This is a genomic window from Desulfovibrio sp. ZJ746, assembly GCF_011039155.1.
Classification (GTDB): domain Bacteria; phylum Desulfobacterota; class Desulfovibrionia; order Desulfovibrionales; family Desulfovibrionaceae; genus Desulfovibrio.
Genome location: NZ_JAAKEK010000007.1, coordinates 55,753 through 77,215, shown reverse-complemented (window position 1 = coordinate 77,215; position 21,463 = coordinate 55,753). Strand labels below are relative to the sequence as shown.

Genomic DNA, 21,463 nt, shown 5'->3' with positions numbered 1-21,463 from the left:
CGGCCCGGCAGCGGGGAGTCGCCCGGAAGCGCGGTTCAGGCTTTGTCCCTGTCTTCGGGTTCGTCGACCTTGCGGGCGATCCAGACGGTGAGGATGATGCCGAGCACGAGGCCCACGCCCACGCCCACCAGGAAGACCTCCAGCGCGCCGTCCACGAAGAGGGCGTCCATGCGGAAGCAGAGGAAGATGACGAGCAGGGCGATGATGCCCATGACGATGAGGAAGAGTTTACGTCTCATGGCGGATCCTCCGGGGGAGAGGATACGGGGTTTCCGTCAAAGTTTCAAAGGCTTTCTGGCGCGGGGCCAGGGGGCGCCCGGTTTGCTTTTGGGGGGACTTTGATATACAAAATCCGGGCCGAAACCCCCTCTTTTCCCTGATATGCGTGGGGCAGGCGTTCTTCACGCCAGCGGGGGGCGGGCGATCGATGGCAAAAGCCCCTCCCGTTCCATGATCTCCCAACAGGCTGGCCATTCAATGCGGCAAAATGCCCAGGCAATTCTCCAGAAGGAGCAGAGATGAACCCGCGCTTTCCCATGACGCTTAAAATGATTGATCCCGATGTCTATGATCCCTCGGTCATGGAAACCTTTCCTGCAGTGGAGTCCGGCATAGAGCTCTCAGCGGAGAACTGCATGTTCCTTGCGGGGCTCATCAAGCGTTTTCGCCCGAAAACGCTTCTTGAGGTTGGGGTGTCCGCCGGCGGTTCGTCTGCCCTTCTTTTACACATTCTGGAGAAACTTGGCCTTGAAAGTGAAGTGGTGTCGGTGGACCTGGCGGAGCGATGGTATCTTGACAATACCCTTGCCACCGGCTGGGCTGCGGCGAAGCTCTATCCCGACAAGAAAAACTGGCATCTCCATACCGGGAAGTATCTCCCCGAAATCATCGAGAAGTTGAACATTGAATTTGATTTTTGCTTTCTGGATACGGTGCACAGGCTCCCGGGAGAGCTTCTTGACTATCTCGTTGTCTTGCCGTTTATGCACGAGAACGGCATCATCGCGATGCACGATACTGCCCTTTATTACTGGAAAGAGGGGGCCTTGGCAACGCGCGTTCTTTTTGACGCCTGCGTAGGCAAGAAAATCACTCCCCCGCAGCTTACGCCGAATGATGCGAATCTTTGTGCGCTTCAGATAACTGAAGACACCTATGCGCATGTCGAAAATATATTTTCGGCCCTAAGTATGCCATGGGGACGTTTTATTACTACTGGGCAGCTTCATATTTATCATGATTTTTTTAAAAAGTATTACGGAGAGGAAGCAGCAGAATGGTTTTCCAGAATCTGGAAATGGAATAACAAGCAATTGATTAAAAAAACAATTCGCGGGCAACTCCCCACGCCATCACCCGCGCACGCTGCCCAAAAAGGGGAATAGGCCCCGTTCGGGGCCGCCACGCCGGTGTGGACAACGCCCTACTGGAACAGAGTGCTCATGCCGCGCAAAAGATTGGTGAACAGGCCGTCCATGCCGGTGATGAACTCCTCGATCTTGTTGGCCATGACCACGAGCAACAGGCCCACGAAGAAGAAGCCCACCCCGATCTTGATGGGGAAGCCGAACTCCATGATGTGGATCTGCGGCGAGGTGCGCGCCACGAGCCCGAGGGCCACCTCCACCATGAAGAGCGCCACCATGACGGGCGCGGCGATCTGCAGCGCGAGCACGAAGACCTGGCTCGAGAGCTCGAGCACCTCCCAGAGCAGGTTCTCGCCGATGAAGAGGGCGCCCGGCGGCACGATGGCGAAGGAGGCGGCGAAGCCCTTGATCATGTAGAGATGCCCGTCGAGCGTGAGGAAGGTGAGCAGGCTCACCATCCAGAGGAAGAAGGCCGTGGCGCCGGTCTGGTTGCCGGTGATGGGGTCGGCGAAGTTGATCATGGTGAAGCCCATCTGGAAACCGAGCAGTTCGCCGCCGGACTGGATGCCCATGAACAGAAAATTGACGGCCATGCCGAGCACGAGGCCCATGAAGACCTCGCCCAGGGCCATGATGGCGAGGTCGAAGGGGTGCGCCGGCATGAGCGAGCCGGAAAGCGCGAGATGCGGCCACACGGCGAGCGAAAAGACCATGGTCACGGCGGCCTTGACCAATACCGGGATATTGTTGGTGGAAAACACCGGGAGCATGAACATCACGATGCTCACGCGCATGATGGTGAGCAGAAGGCTCAGCACCGCGGTAGGATCGTAACTGAAAATGTCCATGCGAAAAGGCTATGCAATTCCGCGGCCAGCGGCGCCGGCGTGAGCGGGCGCCCCGCGCCTATTTGTGCAGGCGTTCTTCCATGATTTCCTTGACGATCTTGTCGAGGCCCGCGAGGTCAGGCTTGGAGACCTGCCTGTCCGCGCCCACCTTGATGCCCTTGGCGCGGAGCGCGTCGGTGATGAGCGACGAGAAGAGCACCACGGGCAGCTTGTGCAGGGCCGGGTTCTCGCGGATCTTGCTGGTCAGGGCGTGGCCGTCCATCTCGGGCATTTCGATATCCGAGATGACGAGGTCCACGATCTCGGAAAGGTCCTCCTTGCCCGCCCCCTGCCCGGACTGCGCCTGCGCGAGGTTGTTCAAGTATTCCCAGGCCTCGCGGCCGTTGCTCGCCGTGGTCACCTGGTAGCCCGACTTCTCGAGGAAGGACTTGACGATCTTGCGCAGCGAGCTCGAGTCGTCCGCGAGGAGCAGGCGCACCTGCTCGGGCATCTCCACCTTGGCCGGTTCCGGCTCCATGCGCGACATGTCGAGCGAGTGGTCGAGGCTCGCGAGGATCTTCTCCATGTCGAGGATGAAGAGCACGCGCTCGCCGATGCGCAAGATGCCGGTGATGCTGTCGCGCGAGAAGGTCTGGACATACTTGTTGGGCGGCTCGATGCGCTCCCAGTCGAGGCGGTGGATGCTCATCACCGACGAGACGAGGAAGGCCGCCTTGACACCCGAAAATTCCGTCACCAGCACCTTGTCGTTCTTGGTGACGGCCATGGACTTGCCGAGCCAGGTGGCGAGATTGATGAGCGGCAGCACCTTGCCGCGCAGGTTGAACGAGCCCATCACCGACGGGTCGTGGGTGCCGGGCATGGCCGTGACCTGCGGCAGGCGGATGATCTCGAGCACTTTGGCCACGTTGATGGCATAGTGCCCGGTATAGGTTGTGCCGTCGTCCTGGCGCTCGTCCAGGAGAAATTCCACCACTTCCAGCTCATTGGTGCTGAGCAGGGGATTCATGCTCATGATCTGCCTCGTTGGGCGGGCGCCGCGTCGCGCGGCGGCTCGAGCCTGGGGCAAAAGGAAACCATGGGGCACGCATCGCAGCCCGGCTTGCGCGCCCGGCACACCTCGCGGCCGAACCAGACCATGCGGTGGTTCACGTCGCCCCACTCCTCACGGGGGAAGACGGCCATGAGGTCGCGCTCCACGGCCACCGGGTCCGTGGCCGATGTCAGGCCGAGACGGTGGCTGATGCGCTTCACGTGCGTGTCCACGGCAAGGCCCTCGTTGATGCCGAAGCCCCCGAACAGGACGACATTGGCCGTCTTGCGCGCCACCCCGGGGAGCGTGACGAGATCTTCCAGCGTCCGCGGCACCCGGCCCCCGAATGCGTCGCGCACGCGCGTCGCCGCGCCGATGAGGTTCTTCGCCTTGTTGTGGTAAAAGCCCGTGGGGTGGATGACTTCTTCCAGCTCCGCAAGGTTCGCCTCCGCCAGTTCCGCCGGGCCGGGCCAGCGCCGGAAGAGCTCCGGCGTGACGGTGTTCACCCGCGCGTCCGTGCATTGCGCGGCGAGCACGGTGGCCACCAAAAGCTCCCACGGGTTGTGATACACAAGGTGGGAGGCCGGCTCGGGATAGCGGGCGGCAAGCGCCTCGAGAACGCGCTGTGCCTGTTCGCGGCGTTTCTGGAGTGTCATTCCACAAGTATGCCACAGGCCCCCGCGCCCCGCAAGGCGCGCCGCGCGCCTCCCATCTTTACATCGGCAGGAATGGCCGGAGGATAAGGGCCGGGCCACACCTTCGCGCGCAGCCCCGCGCCCCGGGGATTGACGCGGGAGGCCTTCGGCCGCATATTCTGTATCCCCCAGGCTGCGCCATGCGGGCCCGGCCGCGGCCGCATTTGCCATGCGGGGGCCGCTCTGCTACAATACACCGCTTCCCGGGGGCGCCGTGCGCGCCGGGAACTTCATTCACCACATCCGGAGTCGATCATGGCCAAGAAGCCGGCCCTAAGCCCCGAGGCCGCCCGCGCCGAAGCCCTCTCCACCGCGCTCACCACCATCGAGCGCAAGTACGGCAAGGGCGCGGTGATGAAACTTTCCGACGACGTGCAGGTGGAGGTGCCGGTCATTCCCACGGGCTCCATCGGGCTCGACCTCGCCCTCGGCGTGGGCGGCATTCCGCGCGGCCGCGTGACCGAGATCTTCGGGCCCGAATCCTCGGGCAAGACCACGCTCACCCTGCATATCATCGCCGAATGCCAGAAGATGGGCGGCACCTGCGCCTTCATCGACGCCGAGCACGCGCTGGACGTGGCCTATGCCCGCCGCCTCGGCGTCAACACGGACGAACTGCTCATCTCCCAGCCGGACTACGGCGAGCAGGCGCTGGACATCGCCGACATGCTCGTGCGCTCGGGCGCTGTGGACCTCGTGGTCATCGACTCGGTGGCCGCGCTCATCCCGCAGGCCGAGCTCGAGGGCAGCATGGGCGAGACCCAGGTGGGCGGCCACGCGCGCCTCATGTCCCACGCCATGCGGCGCCTCACCGGCACCATCCACAAGTCGCGCACCTCGGTCATCTTCATCAACCAGATCCGCATGAAGATCGGCACCATGGGCTACGGCAGCCCCGAGACCACCACCGGCGGCAATGCCCTCAAGTTTTACTCCTCGGTGCGCATCGACATCCGCAAGACCACCACCCTCAAGGACAAGGACGAGGCCTTCGGCTCGCGCACCAAGGTCAAGGTGGTGAAGAACAAGGTGGCGCCGCCCTTCCGCGTGGCGTTTTTCGACATCCTCTACGGCCAGGGCATTTCCCGCTCGGGCGAACTGCTCGACCTCGGCATCGAGGCCAAGATCATCGAGCAGAGCGGTTCGTGGTTCGCCTTCGGCGCGGAAAAGCTCGGCCAGGGCCGCGAAAAGGTGCGCGCCCTGCTGGACGAGGACGCTGACCTGCGCGGCGCCGTGGAGGCCAAGGTGGTGGAATTTCTGGGCCTGCATCCCAAGGAGTTCAAGCCCACCGCCGAGGAGATGGACGAGGGCGTCGACCCCGAATTTGAAGCGTAGTTTTGCCTCTCACCCCGCCCCCTTACGGGGCCAGCACGGATGGAGTCCACATGCTGACCGCACAGGAAATCCGCCGCCTTTTTCTCGAATTCTTCCGCAAGCACGGCCACACGGTCGTGGCCTCGGGCCCGCTCATCCCGCCTGAAGACCCGAGCCTGCTCTTCACCAACGCGGGCATGGTGCAGTTCAAGGGCCTCTTCCTCGGGGAGGAAAAGGCCGCCTACACCCGCGCTGCCTCCTGCCAGAAGTGCCTGCGCGTCTCGGGCAAGCACAACGACCTCGAAAACGTGGGCCGCACCGCGCGCCACCACACCTTTTTCGAGATGCTGGGCAACTTCTCCTTCGGCGACTATTTCAAGCGCGAGGCCATCACCTGGGCCTGGGAATTCGTCACCACTGACCTCGGCCTCCCGGCCGAGCGCCTGTGGGTGACGGTCTTTAGGGAGGACGACGAGGCCGCGGCCATCTGGAAGGAGGTTGCCGGCCTCCCCGACGACCGCATCGTGCGCATGGGCGAGAAGGACAATTTCTGGACCATGGGCGACACCGGCCCCTGCGGCCCCTGCTCGGAGATCTATATCGACCAGGGCGAGGACATGGCCTGCGGGCCCGGCTGCGGCATCGGCAAGTGCGACTGTGACCGCTTCCTCGAGATCTGGAACCTTGTCTTCACCCAGTTTGACCAGGCGAAGGACGGCAGCCGCACCCTGCTCGCCGCGCCCAACATCGACACCGGCATGGGCCTCGAGCGCATCGCGGCCGTGTGCCAGGACAAGCGCTCCAACTTCGACTGCGACCTCTTCCAGGAGATCATCCAGTTTGCGGCAAAGCGCGCCGGCGTGACCTACAGCGCGAGCGCGCCGGACACCAACGATGTGGACACGGCCCTGCGCGTCATCGCGGACCATGCCCGCGCCGCTGCCTTCCTCATCGCCGAGGGGGTGCTCCCCTCCAACGAGAGCCGGGGCTATGTGCTCCGCCGCCTCATCCGCCGCGCCCTGCGCTTCGCCACGCTCATGGGCGTGGAGGAGCCCTTCCTGCACGCCGTGGCCCGCAAGGTCACGGAGGTCATGGGCGGGGCCTACCCCGAGCTCACCCGCCATGCGGACTTCATCGAGCGCGCGGTGCACGAGGAGGAACGCCGCTTCGCCCTGACCCTCGGCAACGGCCTGCGCCTGCTGGAAGACGAGCTGAGGCGCCTTGAGGCCAGGGGCGAGCGTACCATCCCCGGCGAAGTCTGCTTCCGCCTCTATGACACTTACGGCTTCCCGCTGGACATCGTCAACGACGTGGCGGAAAAGCGGGGCTTTGTCGTGGATGCCGAGGGCTTCGCGGCCCACATGCGCGAACAGCGGGAGCGCGCCCGCGCCAACCAGAAGGCCGAGGGCCTTTTCGGCCACGGCGGCGAAAACGAGATCGCGGCCTCGCTCAAGAGCCTTGGCGAGCAGTTGGTAACGACCTTTGTGGGCTATGCCTCGCTTGAGGCGCAAAGCCCCATCGCGGCCCTGCTGGATTCGGGCGGCGCGCCCGCCGAGAGCGTGGGCGAGGGCGGGTCGGGCTTTCTCGTGGCCGAGAAGACGCCGTTCTATGCGGAATCCGGCGGGCAGGCCGCGGATGCCGGCGTCATCACCACGCCTACCGGCGAGGCCCGGGTCATGGCCGTGCTCAAGGCCGGGCGCGCCATCGTGCAGTGCATCGAGGTCACGCGCGGCGAGATCCATGCCGACCAGGAGGCCGCCTTGCGCGTGGACGCGGACCAGCGCCTGGCCACCGCGCGCAACCACACCTGCACCCACCTCCTGCATGCGGCCCTCAGGCGCGTGCTCGGCGAGCATGTGAAGCAGGCGGGCTCCCTCGTGGACGGGCAGCGGCTGCGCTTTGACTTTTCGCACCTTTCGGCGCTCACGCCCGAGGAGCTCGCCGCGGTGGAACGCGATGTCAACCGCGTCATCATGGCAGACCTTCCGGTGACGGCGCGCGAAATGCCGCGCGACGAGGCCCTTGCCGCCGGGGCCATGGCGCTCTTCAGCGAGAAATACGGCGACGTGGTGCGCGTGCTCACCGTGGGCGCCGAGGGCGCGGCGCCCGAATCCGTGGAGCTGTGCGGCGGCACGCACCTCGCCCGCACGGGCGAGGCCGGGCTCTTCCTCATTGTCTCGGAGGGCGGCGTGGCCGCCGGCGTGCGCCGCATCGAGGCGGTCACCGGCTGGAACGCCTACGGCCTCGCCATTGGCCAGCGTGCCGAATTGGGAATGGTGGCGGCCGCGCTCAAGGCGAAGCCGGAACAGGCCGCGCAGCGCCTCGCCGCCGTGCAGGACGAGCTCAAGAAGCTCAGGCGCGCGGTGGAAAAGGGCGCCTCGGCCAGCGTGGACGGTGCCACGCTCGCGGCCGGCGCCGAGAAGGTGGGCGAGGTGGCGCTCGTGGCCCGGCGGCTGGACGGCGTGCCGGTAAAGGCGCTCCGCGACCTCATGGACGATGTGCGCAGCCGGCTCTCCGGGCCGGCCGTTGCCTGCCTCGCGGGGGTCACCGACGGCAAGGTGAGCCTGCTGCTCTATGTTTCCAAGGACTTGCACGGCCGCCTCACCGCCCCGGCGCTCATTAAAGAAGTGGCCGCGCCCTGCGGCGGCTCCGGCGGCGGCCGGCCCGACCTCGCGCAGGCCGGCGGCACGAAGCCCGAGGGGCTGGACCAGGCCTTCGCGGCCCTGCGCGCCCTGGTGGAGGGCAACAAGTGATCGGCATCTCCAAGCTCTACTGCGGTCAGGTGGAACCGTCGGACGCCCTGCGCTACGGGCGCCAGTCGGGCAAGCTGCCCTCGCACCTGCTCCAGTTCTCCAAGGACAAGAAGCCCGTGGTCGTCTGGAACATGACGAAGCGCTGCAACCTCAAGTGCGTCCACTGCTATGCCCAGGCCGTGGACCCGCAGCGGGGAAAGGACGACATCGGCACGGAACAGGCCAAGGCCATGATCGACGACCTCGCGGCCTACGGCGCGCCGGTGATGCTCTTTTCCGGCGGCGAGCCGCTGGTGCGCCAGGACCTCGTGGAACTGGCGAGCCACGCCACCAAGCGCGGCATGCGCGCGGTCATCTCCACCAACGGCACGCTCATCACGCCGCAAAAGGCGCGCGAGCTCAAAGAGGTGGGGCTCTCCTACGTGGGCATCTCGCTGGACGGCATGGAGGAGGTCCATGACCGCTTCCGCGGCGTGCCGGGCGCGTTCCGCAAGGCGCTTGAGGGCATCGCCAACTGCCAGGCCGAGGGGCTCAAGGTGGGCCTGCGCTTCACCATCAACAAGCGCAACGCGGGCGAGATCCCGGGCATTTTCCGCCTGTTGCGCGACCTCGAGGTGCCGAGGGCCTGTTTTTACCATCTCGTCTATTCCGGGCGCGGCTCGGAGCTCATCAAGGAAGACCTCGACCACGCGGAGACGCGCGCCGTGCTCGACCTCATCATGGACGAGACGCGGGCGCTCTTCGAGGCGGGCAAGCCGCGCGAGATCCTTACCGTGGACAACCACGCCGACGGCCCCTATGTGTGGATGCGCCTCCAGAAGGAGGACCCCAAGCGCGCCGCCGAGGTGTTCGAGCTTCTCCAATACAACGAGGGCAACAGCTCGGGCCGGGGCATCGGCTGCATCTCGTGGGACGGCAAGGTCCACGCGGACCAGTTCTGGCGCGGCCATGTGTTCGGCAATGTGCTTGAGCGGCCGTTCTCCGAGATTTGGGACGACCCAAAAATCGAGCTCCTGCACCGCCTCAAGGACAAGAAGGCCCATGTGGGCGGCCGCTGCGCCAAGTGCCGGCACCTCAATATCTGCGGCGGCAATTTCCGCGCGCGCGCCGAGGCGTATCACGGCGACATCTGGGCCGAAGACCCGGCCTGCTACCTGACGGACGAGGAAATCGGCCTCTAGGCCGGCAAACTTCCGAGGCATCCATGACCACTTTCCATCGCGGGCGGCGCCTGCGCCAGAGTCCGCCACTGCGCGCCCTCGTGCGCGAGACGCCGCCCCTTCTGCGTGAAGACCTCATCATGCCCTACTTTGTGGTGGAGACGGGCGACCCCGCCTTCCGCAAGGAGATCTCCGCCATGCCGGGGCAGTTCCAGCTCTCGCTTGACGAGCTGGAAAAACAGGTCGGCGCGGCCGTGGCCGACGGCCTCATGGCCGCGCTGCTTTTCGGCATCCCAAAGGTCAAGGACGAGCGGGCGAGCGGCGCCTGGGCCGAGGACGGCATCGTGCAGCAGGCCGTGCGCCGCCTGCGCGAGCGCTTTCCTTCGCTCGTCATCATCACCGATGTCTGCCTGTGCGAATACATGAGCCACGGGCATTGCGGCATCTTGAGGCCTGACGGCGTGGTGGAGAACGACGCCACCCTGCCGCTGCTCTGCCGCACGGCCGTGAGCCACGCCCGCGCCGGCGCGGACATCGTGGCCCCGTCGGACATGATGGACGGCCGCATCGCGGCCATTCGCGCGGCTCTGGACGAGGCCGGCTTCACGGCCACGCCCATCATGTCCTATGCGGTGAAGTACGCCTCGGCCTGCTACGGGCCCTTCCGCGAGGCCGCCGAATCCGCCCCGGCCTGCGGGGACCGCAAGGCTTACCAGATGGACCCCGGCAATGCCCGCGAGGCCATGATCGAGGCCCGCGCCGACCTTGCCGAGGGCGCGGACATGCTCATCGTCAAGCCGGCCGGCCCCTATGCGGACATTTTGCGCGCCGTGCGCGACGCCGTGGACGTGCCGCTGGCCGCCTACCAGGTGAGCGGCGAATACTCCATGATCCGCGCGGCCGGCCTCAACGGCTGGATAGACGAGCGCGCGGTCATGCTGGAAAGCCTGCTTGGCCTCAAGCGCGCCGGCGCGGACATGCTTATCACCTATTTCACCGAGACCCTGCTTCGCGAGGGGCTGGCGCGTTGATGGCCGGACATCTGCAAGGGCATCCCGCCGGTCATCCCGCCGGCAAGCCCGAAGGTCATCCCGCAGGAGCCCATCCGGGCGCGGCGCCGGGGCAGCCGCCGCGCGTTCTGGAAGACGGCAGCCCGGCCTGCCGGCTCATCGCGTGGGAGGTCACGCGTTCCTGCAATCTCGCCTGCCGGCACTGCCGCGCCGAGGCCCATCCCGAGCCCTACGAGGGCGAGCTTTCCACGGAAGAGGCCAAGGCGCTCATCGACACCTTCCCCGGGGTGGGCGACCCCATCGTCATCTTCACCGGCGGCGACCCCATGATGCGGCCGGACGTGTACGAGCTTGTCGCCCATGCGCGCGGCCTTGGCCTCACCTGCGCCTTTGCGCCCAACGGCACGCTCATCACGCCGGAGAACGCGGCGCGCTTGCGCGAGGCCGGGGTGAGCCGCTGCTCCATCTCCATCGACGGCGCGGACGCGGCAAGCCACGACGCCTTCCGGGGCGTGCCCGGGGCCTTCGAGGCCTCCCTGCGCGGCATCGAGTACCTCAAGGCGGCGGGGCTCCCTTTCCAGATCAACACCACGGTCACGCGCGGCAACCTCCACAGCTTCAAGCGCATCTTCGAGCTCTGCGAGCGCCTGGGCGCGGCCGCGTGGCATATCTTTTTGCTGGTGCCCATGGGGCGCGCCGCCGGGTTGGCGGACGAGGTCATCACGGCGGAAGAATACGAAGACGTGCTCCACTGGCTCTATGAGTTCCGCAAGGGCACGTCCATGCACCTCAAGGCCACCTGCGCGCCGCACTATTACCGCATCATGCGCCAGCGCGCCCACGAGGAGGGCACAGCCGTCACGCCCGGGACCTTCGGCATGGACGCCATGACGCGCGGCTGCCTCGGGGGCACGGGCTTCTGCTTCATCAGCCATGTGGGGCGGGTGCAGCCCTGCGGCTATCTGGAGCTTGACTGCGGCAATGTGCGCGAGACGCCTTTTCCCAAAATCTGGCGCGAGAGCAGGTACTTCCGGGAGTTCCGGGACCAGCGGGCCTATGCGGGCAAGTGCGGCGTGTGCGAATACCACCGCGTCTGCGGCGGCTGCCGGGCGCGCGCCCAAAGCATGAGCGGAAACCACCTGGGCGAGGAGCCGCTGTGCAGCTATGTGCCCAAAAAATTGCGGGCCCAGCAGGGATTGGCGGGGGAGGCGCATGCACGCTGAAGCAGGCAAGGGCGCCGTGGCCCCGCAGGAGGCGAAAACCGCCGAAGCGCTGGACGCCGTCGACCGCCGCATCCTCGACATCATCCAGACGGGCTTTCCGCTGGCCCCGCGCCCCTATGCCGTGCTCGGCGAGCGCCTGGGCCTCCCCGAAGAGGAAGTGTTCGGCCGGGTGCGCGCCTTGCGCGAAAACAAGGTCATCCGCCGCCTGGGGGCCAATTTCCAGTCGGCGAAACTGGGCTTCGTCTCCACGCTCTGCGCGGCCAAGGTGCCCGAGGAAAAGCTCGAGGCCTTCATCGCCGCGGTCAATGCCGAGCCGGGCGTGACCCACAACTATTTGCGCGACCACGCCTACAATATCTGGTTCACGCTCATCAGCCCCTCGCGCGAGGAGGCCCGGGCCGTGCTGGAGGGCCTCACCGAGCGCACGGGCGTCCCCATCCTCGACCTGCCGGCCACAAAGCTCTTCAAGATCCGGGTGGACTTTCGCATGGACGGCGCACCCGAAGAACGCTAGCGTCGGCCGCGCCAGCACCCCTGCCCAGCCCGGCTTGACATGCCCGCGCGAAGCGGCCACAAAATCAACGGGGCGGAACGGCACCCGCCGTTCCGCCCACCGCCTGTGATGGGGTGCCTCCTGAAAGCCGCGAAGGTTAGCTCGGCTTTTGGGCGGGCGCCCCATTTTGGGGCCACGGGCCCCAAAGCCGTTTAGTCTTCATTGGAGCGGTGTGACAAAGTTTGTCACACCGCTCCTTTTTTTCACAGCCCTAGAACGAGTACACGAAGCTCGCGTTGATGTTCCAGGCGTCCTTGGTCTGCGGGATGGCTTCGCTCCTCTTGTGGCGGGCGCCCCACGCGGAGGTGCTGGTGTCGAGCCACAGGGCGATGTAGTCGGCTTCAAGAGAGATCGTGAAGTTGTCGTACATCTTGTAGTAGTTGGAGAGGCCGATTTCCAGCGCGCTGTCGCCGGTGGTCAGGTACAGGGCGTCCATGCCCATGACGTTGTCAACGGCGCCCTGGTTGGCCCACAGGCCGGCGTTGGACATCTTCTTGGCCATGGTGGTGCTGTTGGTGCCGCCGATGTAGTTGATGCGGAAGGTGTGCTTCAGGTCGTCGATGAAGCTCATATCCTTCAAGCGGCCGCCGATGCCCCAGGTGCCGGCCATGCTGTGGCCGACCACGGCGTCGCGGGCGATGTACGGGTCACCGTCGAATGCGAAGTTGGAGTACTTGTTGGTGTTGTTGCCGTCGAGGGTGGGCAGGCGCTCGGAGCCGTTGGCCGGGTTGCTGTCGTCACCGGAGGCGTACCAGCCGTAGATGCCCGGTATGGCCCAGTCGAGCTTGTACTCGGCGAGCAGGGTGGCGAACCAGCCCTGGCGGTTCAGGCGGCCGTCGTCTTCCCAGGTCACGGAGCCGTACTCGAAATCAAAGGCCACGCGGAAGGGATCCCACATGGTGATTTCGCTGGAGATGCCGCCCCACCAGGCGTTGCCGTAGGTGGAGAGCTTGCGCTCGTTGTTGGCGGGCTTGAAGTCGCGGTGCATGGCGCCGTTCACCGGGAAGAGGCCGGCGTTGGCGAACTTCCAGCCGGCGCCCATGTTCTTGATATTCCCGCTCCAGCTATTCTGGTACCGCTTATACGGGATCTTTATCTTTTCCCCGTCAACCATCACTTCCACTTCCTTATCCGCAAAGTCAGCCTTGCGGAAGGTGTTGGGGCCGATGGCGCCATACATGCCCCAGGGGGTCACCTTGGCGCCGTCAAAGGTCAAAGGAACGAGCAGGCCGCCCATGTCCATGTTATCCATGTAGTTGGCACGCCAGCCTTTGTGCCCCTGCGGATCGGTGTAGCCGCCGAAGTTGTCATTGTAGGGGCGGGCCCAGAAGGCGGTGATGCCCACCATCTCGTTGACCTGGTAGCTGGCCACGATGCCGGCCACGTCGTCATTGAGGATGGAGTTGCCGGAGGCATAGGCGGGCGTGGTGATGTTCTGGATGCCCATCCGCACCTTGAGGTCGGTCTCGGGGGCCATCCAGTCGATGTAGGCCTGCTTCAGCTCCACGATCTTCTGGTCAGCGCCGAGGGCGCCGCCGGAGGAGTTCTGGCCCCAGAAGGTGTCGCCGATTTCAAAGTACACCGTGCCGGAGAGGGACTCGGAGGCCACGGCGTCCAGTTGCAGGCGCACGCGCTGGCGCGCTTCGAAGTCGTCCTCGCCGTTGCCGAAGCCGGCCTTGCGGTGGCCGTCGTTCTTGCCCATGAAGGTGCCGTTCTGGCCATAGTCGAACGACATGATCCACTGGCCCTTGGCCTTGAAGTCAATGGCGCTGGCACCCGTGGCGGCGCCGAACACCAGGCCGGCCGCCAAAAGAAGCGTGGCGATCTTTTTCATTTCTTCCTTCCTTCCAGAAAAGGTTGCCGAAACCGGGCCGTTCCCCATGCCGTACAAATTTTTGCCCCACCCGGGGCAAGCTGCCGGCGCATTGGCCCGTGCGCAATTACTAGGCTCTAGCCAAGTGGATGTCAATGTTTTCTAGGCTACATCCAAGTAAAAATCTGGTTCAGATGAGGGGGATGTATGCCTTTTGTCAGTAATCTCGGCGAGTTGATGCGTCAAAAAAATTTGACCTATGAGGAGCTCCAATTCCAGTCCAACGTGGGGCCCGACACCGTGGCCCGCGCCAAAGACGGCCGCATCGCCACCTGCAAGCTGCTCACGCTGGAAAAGCTGGCCGCCGCGCTGGATGTGGACGTTTCTGACCTGTACAGCTGGGAAAGGGAGGAAATGGAAGCCCCCGGCCCTTCACCCTGCCGCATGGGCTAGGGAAGGACCGGGGTGCTCCGGGCCGCGCTCACAGATGCAGCATAACACTGCACCAACCGGAAAGCACGACGCGCTGCTCAGTAAAGATTGCTCAGCACCTCGGCCTCGTCCTCAAGGCCGTAGCAATGCTCGGCCGCGGGGAAGCTGCCTTCGCGCACGGCCTCGGCATAGGCCGTGAACGCCGTACGCATGGCTTCTCCCACCTCGCCGAAGCGGCGCACGAACTTGGGCGCCACCCGGTCGAACATGCCGAGCATGTCCTGCCAGACGAGTACCTGCCCGTCGCAGTCGGGCCCTGCGCCGATGCCGATGGTGGGTATCTCAAGCTCGCTCGTGACGCGGGCCGCCAGCGCCGCGGGCACGCACTCGAGCACCAGCGCGAATGCCCCGGCGTCCTGCACGGCGCGGGCGTCGTCCAGCAGTTTTTGCGCCGCGCCCATGCTCTTGCCCTGCACCTTGTAGCCGCCGAGCGCGTTCACCGATTGCGGCGTCAGGCCCAGGTGCCCCATGACCGGGATGGAGGCGCGCACAAGCGCGCGGATCTCCGGGGTGAAGTCGGCCCCGCCCTCCAGCTTGACGGCCTGGGCGCCGCCCTCCTTGACGAGGCGCCCGGCATTGCGCAAGGTCGCCTCCACGCCGCACTGCGAGCTCATGAAGGGCATGTCGCAGACGACGAGCGGCGCGGCCGCCCCGCGCGCCACGGCAGCGCAGTGGCGCACCATGTCCTCCACGGTGACAGGCAGGGTGTCGGGATAGCCGAGCATCACCATGCCGAGCGAATCGCCCACCAAGAGGGCGTCGATACCGCTCCGCTCCATGAGCCGGGCGATGGTATAGTCATAGGCCGTGAGCATGGTGAGCTTTTTCTGCCCCTTGGCTTCGCGAAAGCCGGTGGTGGTCATCTTTTTCATTGCGCGTCCTCCCCTTTCGGTTCCGTATCCTTGTGCGCGGCCAGCGCCATGAGCAAATGTGTGAGCCGAGCGGCCGTGTAGTCCGCATGGTGCAGCCCGGCGATGGGCGCGAGCTCCACCACGTCGAGCCCGATGACCTCATGATCCTTGACGCAGCGCTCGAGGATGAACTCGGTCTCCTTCCAGGTGAGGCCGCCCGGCGAGGGCGTGCCCGTGGCCGGCATGAGGGCCGGGTCGAGCCCGTCCACATCAAAAGTGATGTAGATGCGCCGCGGGAAGCCCCCGGGCAGGGGCTGCTCGGGCAGGCCCACCCGCGCGAGAAAATAGGCGTCATAATGGGTGACGCCGTAGCGGCGGCGCACCTCCACCTCCTCGCGGCTCAACTCGCGCACGGCGAACTGCACGAGCGGCAGGCCGAGGTCGGCCACGGCCCGGCGCATGACGCTGGCATGTGAAAAGGGGTCGCCCTGGTATTCGTCGCGCAGGTCGGCGTGCGCGTCGAACTGGACGACGCCGAAAGGCTCGCCGCTCTTCTCGGCCGCGCGGGCCAGCGCGCGCAGGGCGCCGAGGGTGACGGTGTGCTCGCCCCCGAGGATGACCGGCACGGCCCCGGCCTTGAGCGCCTTGTCCACCGCGTTCTCGACGCGGCCGAGCACGGCCTCGGGATGGCCGGAAACATCCACGGGAGGCGCGGTATAAATTCCTGACTCGCCCGGGGCCATGCCGTTTTCGAGCCCCTCGAGCTGCTGCGAGGCGGCAAGGATAGCTGCGGGGGCGCCCGCCGTGCCGCCGCCGTAGGAGACGCTGCGCTCCAGCGGCACGGGGATGACGTGGAAGGCCGCGGCCTCGGGCGCGGCCGGCGGATATTCGGAAGCGAGGAAGGCGTCACTCATGCGATAACTCCTTGAAGCGGGCCGGAAGCGGCAAAAAGCGGCGCAAGGGATGCGCCCCCGGCATTGTCACCCATACGGGGCGAAACGGCAATGGCCGGACGCGGGCGGCAAGGGAAAAATCCCGCATTTCCGGCGCCGGACACCAAAAACGGCCCGCCGGGGATGCGGGCCGTTGATTTTGGAGGAGGCTGTCAGCAAAAGAAAGGAAGGTACTTTGAATACTGCAACCGCCATGCCAAATGGAAGGATATTGCCAACTTATTGATATTCAATGATATATTTTATGCCGGGCACGGCAGGGATGTATAAAAAATTTAACATTCCCGCGGCCCGGGCTCCATTTCCGGCCCGGCGGTGTAAAAATTCTTGTCCGTGCCGGGGCGGGGGAGGGGCGGGCGCCTATTGCGGGCCCGCGCCTTCGGCGGCTGCCCGGCCCTGCGCGGCCAGCGCCAGCTTTTCGGCGAGCTCGCGCGCGCCCGGGGTGGCGCGCCACTGGGCGAAGAGGTTGCGCCAGGCGCCAAATTCCTGGAAGCCCTGGTCGAGCTGGTCCTCGTGCATCGTCAGCCAGGTATGGAAGAGCTGGAGCTGGATCTGGAAGGTGGCGCTTTCAAAGACCACCGCGGCCATGTCGCGCGGCATGGTCTTGCCGTCGAGGTGGCCGAGCACGAAGGTGCAGACCGCGCGTCGCGAGGTCTCGAAATCGACCTCATGGCCGTTCATGCTCTCGGCGAGCGGCAGCAGGTTGGGATAGAGCTCCTTGATGCGGGCCATGCCCTTTTCCGGCACGCGGATGACAAGGCGCTCCGCGCTGTCCCCAGCTTTAGCGGCGTCGCCTCCAGCCTTGGCGGGCTCGGGCGGCACTTCCTCGATAAAATAGAAGCGCAGCCAGCTCTCGAACATCACGGCTTCCAGCGCCTGTTCCACAGCCTCGCGAAATTCCTTCTGCCCCTGCGGCATGGCGTCCCCCCTGGGTTTTTCGATGCGGCAGCATATGCGCGCCCGGGGCCTGCGTCAACGCGGGGCGGCCGGCTGTACCTTCGCCCGCCCCTGTGGTAGAGGATGACAACGGCTCAGGTTCATGTTGTAACTTGGCACCGTGGCCGCAGGATTTTTGGAGCTCAGGTATACCATACGGTTGAGGGATCTTCCTTCATTCCGTCTGGAGCGAAGCGGAAGACGGGTGCTAGTGCCGGAAGAATCCTAAAAAATAAGATTTTTTGCTGCTGGCAAGGAAGATAAAAATTTCCGAAGGGAGTGTACTCAGGTACTCGACCGAGGAAATTTTTCTCTGACGCCGCCAGCAGCAAAAAGGCTGTTTTTGACGGATAATTTCGGCGTTACAGGGCAGCACACACCGCCCACTCGCAGGGAAAGCGGAGCCTTTCGGGAAGCACTGATGATCGACTACGCCCAGGCGCTCAACGAAGCACAGCTCGCGGCCGTCACCGCCGGCGACGGCCCGGTGCTGGTGGTGGCGGGGGCGGGCAGCGGCAAGACGCGCACCATCGTCTACCGCCTCGCATGGCTCGCCGAGCACGGCGTGAGCCCTGAGTCCATCCTCTTGCTCACCTTCACGCGCAAGGCCGCGCGCGAGATGCTCCAGCGGGCCGGGGCGCTGCTCGGGCAGGGGCTTTCGGGCGTTGCGGGGGGCACCTTCCACGCCTTCGCCTACGGGGTGCTGCGCCGCTGGCGCCCGGCATGGCTTACGGGGCGCCCCTTCACCCTCATGGACCAGTCCGACATCACGGCCGCCGTGCGCCAGTGCAAGGCCCGGCTCGACCTCGGCAAGGGCGACCGCTCCTTCCCCAAGAGCGCGAGCATCGTGGCCTTCCTGAGCAAGGCGCGCAACAAGGAATTGCCGCTTTCCGAGGTGCTCCGGCGCGAGGCCTTCCACCTCGAGCCCTATGCGGAGCAGCTCGGGAAGCTGGGCGAAGCCTACGCCGCCTACAAGCGCGAAAACGGGCTTCTGGATTACGACGACCTGCTCTTCGAGCTGGAGGCCCTGCTGCGTGAGAATCCCGAGGCCGCGGCGGCGCTCAGGGCGCGCTTCCGGCACATCCTCGTGGACGAGTACCAGGATACCAATCTCGTGCAGGCGCGCATCGTGCGCTTGCTGGCCGGGCCAGTTGATGAGGGCGGCACGGGCGGCGAGGGTGGCCACGGCGCGCCCGCGCTGTGCAATGTCATGGCCGTGGGCGACGAGGCGCAATCCATCTACGCCTTCCGCGGCGCCAATGTGCGCAATATCCTAGACTTTCCCAAGCTCTTTCCCGGCGCGCGCGTGCTGCCCCTCGAGGAGAATTACCGCTCCACGAAGCACGTGCTCGACGTGGCCAACAGCCTGCTCGAGCACGCGGCGGAATCGTTCAACAAGCACCTCTACACGAAGAAGGAGGGCGGCGAGCCAGTGCGGCTCGTGACGCCCCTGAGCGACGAGACGCAGGCCGCCCTCGTGACGCGGCGCATCGCCGAATTGCTGGAAGTCTACGCCCCGCACGAGATCGCGGTGCTCTTCCGCGCCGGGCGGCACTCCTTCGCGCTGGAGGCGGCGCTCAAGCGCGCGGGCATCGCCTTCCGCAAATACGGCGGCCTGCGCTTTGCGGAGTTCGCCCATAACAAGGATGTGGTCGCCTTCGCGCGGCTCGCGCTCAACCCGCTCGACCTGCCCTCGTTTTCGCGCATCGCGGCCATGCACAAGGGCGTGGGGCCCAAGACGGTGGAAAGGCTGTATGCGGCCCTGCGCACCGGCGATGCGGCCGCGCAGGCCAAGGCCTTCGCCCGCTACCCGGAGCTCGCGGACGACCTGCGCTTTGTGGAGAGCCTGCGCGAGGCCTCGCCCGCGCCCGTGGATTTTTTCGAGCAGGTCATCGACCGCTACCGCCCGCGCCTTGAGAGCCGCTATCCCGATGACTGGCCGCAGCGCCAGAAAGACCTGGAGGAGATCCTCCAGATCGCGGCCAATTATACCGACCTTGACCTCTTCGTGGCCGAGCAGGCCCTGGAATCGCCGGAGGAGGAGGCCGCGGCGGACGACGGCGACGGCAAGGTCACGCTTTCCACCATCCATTCGGCCAAGGGGCTGGAGTGGAGCGCCGTGCTCGTCATCGACCTCGTGGAGGACCGCTTCCCCTCGCGCCACGCCCTCACGCGGCCCGAGGATTTCGAGGAGGAGCGGCGCCTCATGTACGTGGCCTGCACGCGCGCCCGCAAGCAGCTGGAGCTCTACGCGCCCGCCACCATCTACAGCCGCTCGGAGCGCGGCGCCGTGCACGCCGCGCAAAGCCCCTTTGTGCGCGAGCTCGGCCCCGGGCTCGCCGAGGAATGGACGGAGGGCTTTGGCGGCCGCCTCTGCCGCCGGCGCGAGGGTGGGCTGCGCCGGCCGGTGCCCACATTCCCGGCCGCGAACGCGGGGGATGACGCTGGCGAGGATTGCCAGCTCCCCCCCGACGAATGGCCCGAGACAGCCGGGCTCACGGGTATCAGCGCGGCGCACGGCCCGGCGCCCGGGGAGACCGGCGCGCCGGAAAGCACGGCGGATGGCCCGCTCTGCCACTGCCGGCACCGCATCTTCGGGCGCGGCAAGATCGTGCGCCGCATCCCGCCGGACAAGGCACAGGTGAATTTTCCCGGTTTTGGCCTCAAGGTCATCCTGACGGACTATCTCCTCATGGAGGATTGAAATGCTGTCCGCGCCAGCGCCGTCCGTGCCTTCGGAGGACGGCATCCTCGGCCTGCTCGGCCGCCACTTCCCCAACACGCATCCCTCGCTCCTGCTCGGCCGCGGCGACGACTGCGCCGTGCTGCGCGCCGAGCGGCCGCTCTGCGTGAGCAGCGACCTTTTTCTGGAGGATGTGCACTTCCGCCGCTCCTATTTCACCCCGCAGGAGCTGGGCCACAAGGCGCTGGCCGTCAATGTGAGCGACCTCGCCGGCTGTGGCGCGCGGCCGCTGGCCTTCACGCTTTGCCTCGGCCTCCCCCCATGGGCCGGCATGGCCTGGCTGGACGCCTTTTTTGGGGGCATGGCCACTCTTGCGCGCGAGCAGCGCATGGCGCTGGCCGGGGGCGACCTCTCGCGCAGCAAGGACTTGCATATCTCGGTGACTGTGTGGGGCGAGAGCGCCAACGGCACGCAGATGGATGCCTTTCTCTCCCGCGGGGGGAGCATCCCCGGCGACGCGCTCTTCGTGGTGGGGCCGCTCGGGCTCGCGCGCGTGGGCCTCGCCGTGCTGGAAGCGCGCGGCCGCGCCGCCCTGGAAGACTGGCCGGCAGCCTGCGCCGCGCATTTGCGGCCCGAGCCGCAGGCGGGCGCGGGCCTCATGCTCGCCCGCGCGGGGAGCAATGCCCGGCCGCCCGCGCTCATGGACCTTTCGGATGGCATTTTGCGCGACCTGCCGCGCCTGCTCGGCCTCTCGGGCGAGCTCGGGCTGCACGGCAATGCCCTGGGCGCGGAGCTCGTGCTGCCGCAGCGCCTGTTGCATGCGGAAGTGCTGCGCCATGCCGCAGAAACCGGCAAAAACCCTGTGCACGAGGCCCTGCTCGGCGGGGAGGACTACGCCCTGCTCGGCGCCTGCGCGCCCGACATGCTGCCCGCCCTGCATGCGGCCATCCCGGGCTTCATGGCCATCGGCACGGTTACGGACGGCGGCGGCCTCACCTGCAACGGCGAGTCCCTGGCCGGGCTGCACGGATTTGACCATTTCGAGAGTGCCGGAGAAGGAGCGGGGCAATGAAGAACGAGGAGAATGTGGAGGGCGCGGCGGCCGCTATGCCCGCGCCGGAGCTCGTGTGCCGCGCGGTTGAGGAGCTTCGCGCCGTGTGCCGCGACGCCTGGCGGGAGGGCCTGCTCTCCGGCTGCAACGGCAACGCCAGCCTGCGGCTGGAGGCATCCGACGCTTGCGCGGGGCTGCTCTGCATGACGCGCACGGGCGCGGCCAAGGGGCGCCTTACGCCAGCGGACATGTGCCTGCTGGATGCGGCCACGGGCGCATGCCTCGCCAACGGGCCGGCCTCCTCGGAGGCGGCGGTGCATCTGGCGCTCTACGCCTCGCAGGCCCGGTGCGGGGCCGTGCTGCACACGCATCCCCGCCGGCTGCTCGCCCTCTCCCTCGTCTTGCGGGCGCGGGGCGAGGGCGCCGCGGGGCTGTTGCGGCTGCCGCTTTTCGAGGCCGATGTCTGGCGCGCAAGGCTGGCCGTGGCGGCGGCGCTCGCGCCCGGCACGCGGGAACTGGCGGACGAAGTGGCGAGAGCCGCGGCCACCTTGCCGGAAACGGCCGTGAACGCTGCCGGCGGCGCGGTGTGGATGGAGGGCCACGGCCTCTGCGCCTTTGCGCCGAGCCTCGGGGCCGCCCTCACCATGAGCGAGGAGCTGGAACACCTGGCGGCCGTGCAGCTTTTGACGCTGGGGGCGTGAACCGCAAGGCCGCTACTGCCCCGGCGG

Annotated in this window: 19 protein-coding genes; 11 read left to right on the top strand and 8 right to left on the bottom strand. The window is 66.4% G+C overall.

Annotated features, from left to right (window positions below; all coding sequences use genetic code 11):
• Positions 1 to 35: 35 nt before the first annotated feature.
• Complete coding sequence (locus G7Y54_RS10805; protein WP_165079355.1) at positions 36 to 239, bottom strand: hypothetical protein; 204 nt, start codon at positions 237 to 239, stop codon at positions 36 to 38.
• A gap of 279 nt (positions 240 to 518) precedes the next feature.
• On the opposite strand from G7Y54_RS10805, the gene G7Y54_RS10800 reads away from it, so the two are divergent.
• Complete coding sequence (locus tag G7Y54_RS10800) at positions 519 to 1,385, top strand: class I SAM-dependent methyltransferase (RefSeq protein ID WP_165079356.1); 867 nt, start codon at positions 519 to 521, stop codon at positions 1,383 to 1,385.
• A 38-nt stretch (positions 1,386 to 1,423) separates the two neighbouring features.
• Here the strand turns inward: G7Y54_RS10800 and fliR are convergent, their stop codons facing one another.
• The 3 genes from fliR to nth are packed head-to-tail and all read right to left on the bottom strand — an operon-like array spanning position 1,424 to position 3,904.
• A complete protein-coding gene (gene fliR, locus G7Y54_RS10795; protein ID WP_165079357.1) occupies positions 1,424 to 2,215 on the bottom strand; it encodes a flagellar biosynthetic protein FliR in 792 nt (263 codons plus the stop codon).
• 58 nt (positions 2,216 to 2,273) lie between these two features.
• The gene (locus G7Y54_RS10790) at positions 2,274 to 3,230 is read right to left on the bottom strand and encodes a chemotaxis protein (protein ID WP_165079358.1); all 957 of its coding nucleotides are present in this window, start codon (positions 3,228 to 3,230) and stop codon (positions 2,274 to 2,276) included.
• A complete protein-coding gene (gene nth, locus G7Y54_RS10785; RefSeq protein WP_165079359.1) occupies positions 3,227 to 3,904 on the bottom strand; it encodes an endonuclease III in 678 nt (225 codons plus the stop codon). Before nth ends, G7Y54_RS10790 begins: the two co-directional genes overlap by 4 nt.
• Before the next feature lie 294 nt (positions 3,905 to 4,198).
• On the opposite strand from nth, the gene recA reads away from it, so the two are divergent.
• From recA to G7Y54_RS10755, 6 genes are read left to right on the top strand one after another with little or no spacing between them, the layout of a single operon-like run.
• Positions 4,199 to 5,278, top strand: coding sequence for a recombinase RecA (recA, locus tag G7Y54_RS10780; RefSeq protein WP_165079360.1), 1,080 nt, complete (start codon positions 4,199 to 4,201; stop codon positions 5,276 to 5,278).
• Positions 5,279 to 5,328: 50 nt separating this feature from the next.
• The gene (alaS, locus tag G7Y54_RS10775; RefSeq protein ID WP_165079361.1) at positions 5,329 to 8,010 is read left to right on the top strand and encodes an alanine--tRNA ligase; all 2,682 of its coding nucleotides are present in this window, start codon (positions 5,329 to 5,331) and stop codon (positions 8,008 to 8,010) included.
• Entirely contained in the window at positions 8,007 to 9,191 is a 1,185-nt protein-coding gene (gene ahbC, locus G7Y54_RS10770; protein WP_165079362.1) for a 12,18-didecarboxysiroheme deacetylase, read from the top strand. The genes alaS and ahbC overlap by 4 nt, the downstream gene beginning before the upstream one ends.
• Positions 9,192 to 9,214: 23 nt before the next feature.
• Positions 9,215 to 10,201 carry a porphobilinogen synthase gene (gene hemB / locus G7Y54_RS10765; protein ID WP_165079363.1) on the top strand — a complete coding sequence of 329 codons (987 nt, stop codon included), beginning with the start codon at positions 9,215 to 9,217 and terminating at the stop codon, positions 10,199 to 10,201.
• Positions 10,201 to 11,403 carry a heme b synthase gene (gene ahbD, locus G7Y54_RS10760; protein ID WP_165079364.1) on the top strand — a complete coding sequence of 401 codons (1,203 nt, stop codon included), beginning with the start codon at positions 10,201 to 10,203 and terminating at the stop codon, positions 11,401 to 11,403. Before hemB ends, ahbD begins: the two co-directional genes overlap by 1 nt.
• The gene (locus G7Y54_RS10755; RefSeq protein ID WP_165079365.1) at positions 11,393 to 11,917 is read left to right on the top strand and encodes an AsnC family transcriptional regulator; all 525 of its coding nucleotides are present in this window, start codon (positions 11,393 to 11,395) and stop codon (positions 11,915 to 11,917) included. The genes ahbD and G7Y54_RS10755 overlap by 11 nt, the downstream gene beginning before the upstream one ends.
• A gap of 250 nt (positions 11,918 to 12,167) precedes the next feature.
• Here the strand turns inward: G7Y54_RS10755 and G7Y54_RS10750 are convergent, their stop codons facing one another.
• Positions 12,168 to 13,790, bottom strand: coding sequence for an outer membrane homotrimeric porin (locus G7Y54_RS10750; RefSeq protein ID WP_165079366.1), 1,623 nt, complete (start codon positions 13,788 to 13,790; stop codon positions 12,168 to 12,170).
• A gap of 186 nt (positions 13,791 to 13,976) precedes the next feature.
• Between G7Y54_RS10750 and G7Y54_RS10745 the strand changes: the two genes are divergently transcribed.
• The gene (locus tag G7Y54_RS10745; RefSeq protein ID WP_165079367.1) at positions 13,977 to 14,222 is read left to right on the top strand and encodes a helix-turn-helix transcriptional regulator; all 246 of its coding nucleotides are present in this window, start codon (positions 13,977 to 13,979) and stop codon (positions 14,220 to 14,222) included.
• A gap of 77 nt (positions 14,223 to 14,299) precedes the next feature.
• Here G7Y54_RS10745 and panB read toward each other — a convergent pair whose 3' ends face one another.
• The 3 genes from panB to G7Y54_RS10730 form a co-directional block, all read right to left on the bottom strand.
• Complete coding sequence (gene panB / locus G7Y54_RS10740; RefSeq protein ID WP_165079368.1) at positions 14,300 to 15,133, bottom strand: 3-methyl-2-oxobutanoate hydroxymethyltransferase; 834 nt, start codon at positions 15,131 to 15,133, stop codon at positions 14,300 to 14,302.
• Complete coding sequence (gene speB, locus G7Y54_RS10735) at positions 15,130 to 16,026, bottom strand: agmatinase (protein ID WP_165079369.1); 897 nt, start codon at positions 16,024 to 16,026, stop codon at positions 15,130 to 15,132. The genes panB and speB overlap by 4 nt, the downstream gene beginning before the upstream one ends.
• A 399-nt stretch (positions 16,027 to 16,425) precedes the next feature.
• Entirely contained in the window at positions 16,426 to 16,983 is a 558-nt protein-coding gene (locus G7Y54_RS10730) for a hypothetical protein (protein ID WP_165079370.1), read from the bottom strand.
• 439 nt (positions 16,984 to 17,422) lie between these two features.
• Here G7Y54_RS10730 and G7Y54_RS10725 point away from each other — a divergent pair, with 439 nt between their 5' ends.
• The 3 genes from G7Y54_RS10725 to G7Y54_RS10715 are packed head-to-tail and all read left to right on the top strand — an operon-like array spanning position 17,423 to position 21,436.
• A complete protein-coding gene (locus G7Y54_RS10725; protein ID WP_165079371.1) occupies positions 17,423 to 19,705 on the top strand; it encodes an ATP-dependent helicase in 2,283 nt (760 codons plus the stop codon).
• Position 19,706: 1 nt separating this feature from the next.
• Positions 19,707 to 20,756: a thiamine-phosphate kinase gene (gene thiL / locus G7Y54_RS10720; RefSeq protein ID WP_165079372.1), complete on the top strand. Its 1,050-nt coding sequence runs from the start codon at positions 19,707 to 19,709 to the stop codon at positions 20,754 to 20,756.
• Positions 20,753 to 21,436: a class II aldolase/adducin family protein gene (locus tag G7Y54_RS10715; protein ID WP_241159463.1), complete on the top strand. Its 684-nt coding sequence runs from the start codon at positions 20,753 to 20,755 to the stop codon at positions 21,434 to 21,436. The genes thiL and G7Y54_RS10715 overlap by 4 nt, the downstream gene beginning before the upstream one ends.
• Positions 21,437 to 21,463: the final 27 nt, after the last annotated feature.